This window comes from Methylobacterium ajmalii (assembly GCF_016613415.1).
In the GTDB taxonomy this organism is placed as follows: domain Bacteria; phylum Pseudomonadota; class Alphaproteobacteria; order Rhizobiales; family Beijerinckiaceae; genus Methylobacterium; species Methylobacterium ajmalii.
Genome location: NZ_JACWCT010000101.1, coordinates 1 through 2404 on the forward strand (window position 1 = coordinate 1; position 2404 = coordinate 2404).

At 77.2% G+C, this 2404-nt stretch carries 3 protein-coding genes; all 3 read right to left on the bottom strand.

The features are described from left to right. Window positions 1-434 (bottom strand): DUF58 domain-containing protein (locus HPY23_RS19420; RefSeq protein WP_200649662.1); only part of this gene is annotated, 434 nt, incomplete at its 3' end. Window positions 435-517: 83 nt separating this feature from the next. Beyond that, a complete protein-coding gene (locus HPY23_RS19425) occupies window positions 518-1483 on the bottom strand; it encodes an AAA family ATPase (protein WP_407942696.1) in 966 nt (321 codons plus the stop codon). A gap of 231 nt (window positions 1484-1714) precedes the next feature. Continuing rightward, window positions 1715-2404, bottom strand: a 690-nt coding sequence (locus HPY23_RS33200; RefSeq protein WP_420891340.1) for a thermonuclease family protein, incomplete at its 5' end; no start/stop codon positions are given.

Consider the following 2404-nt stretch of genomic DNA (forward strand, 5'->3'; position numbering starts at 1 on the left):
GCCAGGGCCTGGCACAGGGCCGCCATGCCGCGCCCGCCGCCGGCGGGCGGCAGGGCGGCGGGCTCGGGGGCCACGACGCAGAGACCGACCCGGCCGCCATCGCCGACGATGCGCCAGCCGAGCAGTGCCAGCGCCTCGGCGGCGGCGACCGAGCGCAGGGCCCGGCGGGTGCCGACCAGCATCGAGGGCCGGAAATCCGCCACCAGCACCACGGCGCGGTCGCGCTCCTCGTGGTGGGTGCGGACATGGAGCGAGCCGGTGCGGGCGGTGACGTTGCGGTCGATGTGGCGCACGTCGTCGCCCTCGGCGAAGGGGCGCACGTCGTCGGGCTCGGTGCCGCGCCCGCGCCGCCGGGTGACGAGGCCGCCGGGCAGGCCCGCGCGGACCCGGGTCGCCGTGCCGGCGCCGCGGCGGGCGAGGTGGCGCAGGCCCATCAGGGCGGCGGCCTCGAGGGCGATGCCCGGGGCCTTCAGCGGGTCGGAACCGGGAAGCGGCCGTGCCACGGTCGGGACGATCCTCAGAGCGGGTGCACCCGGTCGAGCAGGGCGGCGACGAGGGCCCGGGTGGTCTGGCCCTCGGCGGCGGCCCGCCAGGTGAGGGCGAGGCGGTGGGCGAGCGCATCGGGGGCGAGCGCCACGACGTCGTCCGGGGTGACGTGGTCGCGCCCGTGCAGGTAGGCCCGGGCCTTGCCGGCGAGCATCAGCGCCAGGGTGCCGCGGGGCGAGACCGGGTGCTCGATGGCGCCGCGCAGATCCGCCGCCGCCGGCCCGCCCCGGGTGGCGGCGACGAGGCGGACGAGGAAGTCCTTGAGCGCCGGCGAGACGTGGGTCTTGAGCGCGGCCGCGCGGGCGGCGCGCAGCTCCTCCGCGGTGAGCCGCACCGGCATCGGCGCGACGTCCTCGGTCAGCTCGCCCTCGACGAGGTCGAGGATGCGGCGCTCGGACGCCTCGTCCGGCATCTCGACCACGACGTGGAGCAGGAACCGGTCGAGCTGCGCTTCCGGCAGCGGGAAGGTGCCGGCATGCTCGATCGGGTTCTGGGTCGCCACCACCATGAAGGGATCGGGCAGGGCGTGGGTGGTACCCGCCACCGTGACCTGGCGCTCGGCCATCGCCTCGAGGAGCGCCGACTGCACCTTGGGGGGGGCGCGGTTGACCTCGTCGACGAGGACCAGGGAGTGGAACAGGGGGCCGGCCAGGAACTCGAACCGCCCGCCGTCGGGCCGCCAGACCGTGGTGCCGGTGAGGTCGGCGGGCATCAGGTCGGGGGTGCACTGGATGCGGGCGAAACCCGTGTCGAGCCCGTCGGCGAGGCGCTTGACCGCCCGGGTCTTGGCGAGGCCCGGCGCGCCCTCGATCAAGAGGTGGCCGCCGGTGAGGAGCCCGATCAGCAGCCGCTCGACGAGGCCGGTCGAGCCGATCAGGCCCGCCTCCAGGCCGGTCCGGAGAGCGTGGAGCCGCGCGCGCCCCGCATCATCGGGCATCGGGGGCATTGCCCCGACGGTTCCCCGCGCCACCGCCTGCTCAGCGCCTCGCGCCATCCGCTGCGTCCCCTCCACCGCGCCGGTGCTTCGATGGCCCGGCCTTGTGCCGATCAGGCCGCGTCTCGGCGGATGCGTCAATCCCGTGGAGAAGGGTGGCGACGTGTTCTTAAGTCCGCGGTAAGACCGGGGACCCGGGCGGAGGGGGCGCCGATCCCGCTTACGGGGCCCGCCTCAGGGCTTCGCCCAGATGCCGAGCCGGGCCGTGCGGGCGTGGCGCTCGGCGTCGACGAGGTCCGCCGTCGCCTCGGGGGTGGCGCGGCCGCCGCCGTTGTAGAGCACCACCTCCGAGAGGTCGTGGCCGTCGACCGTGCAGATCCAGGCGGTACGGCCCGGGTTGGGCTGGCAGTTGACCGGACGACCGGCGAGGTAGCCCGAGAGGTCGCTCGCCTGGGCGCCCCGGGCGGCCTCGACGCCGGAGAGGCGCAAGGTCCGGCCGCCGAGGCGCAGGGTCGCGGTGTCGACCACCTCGGCGACGCCGGCGACCGGGCCGCCGTCCGTCACCGCGCCGGTCTCGACCGGCTCGCGCTTGCCGCCGGGCCGCGCCTCGGCGGATTTGGGCTCTCCCGCCTTCTCGGACGGCCTGGCTTCCGCGGGCTTCGTCTCGGCGGTCTTGTCGGCGACCGTCCTGTCGGCGCCCCTGGGCTCGTCGGGCCGCGCCGGCGGCCTGGCCTCGGCCGTGCGGGTCGCGGCCTGTCCCTGTGCCTGGGCGATCGCGGCCCGGTCGGCGGCCGGCTCGGGATTGCGCAACGCCGCGTAGGCGCCGCCGAGCAGCACGAGCGCCCCGAGGGCGGCGTAGAGCGGGCGCCGGGCCGGCCCCCGGCCGGGCACCGGCTGGCGCCGCGCGAGGCCGGGCTTCAGCCC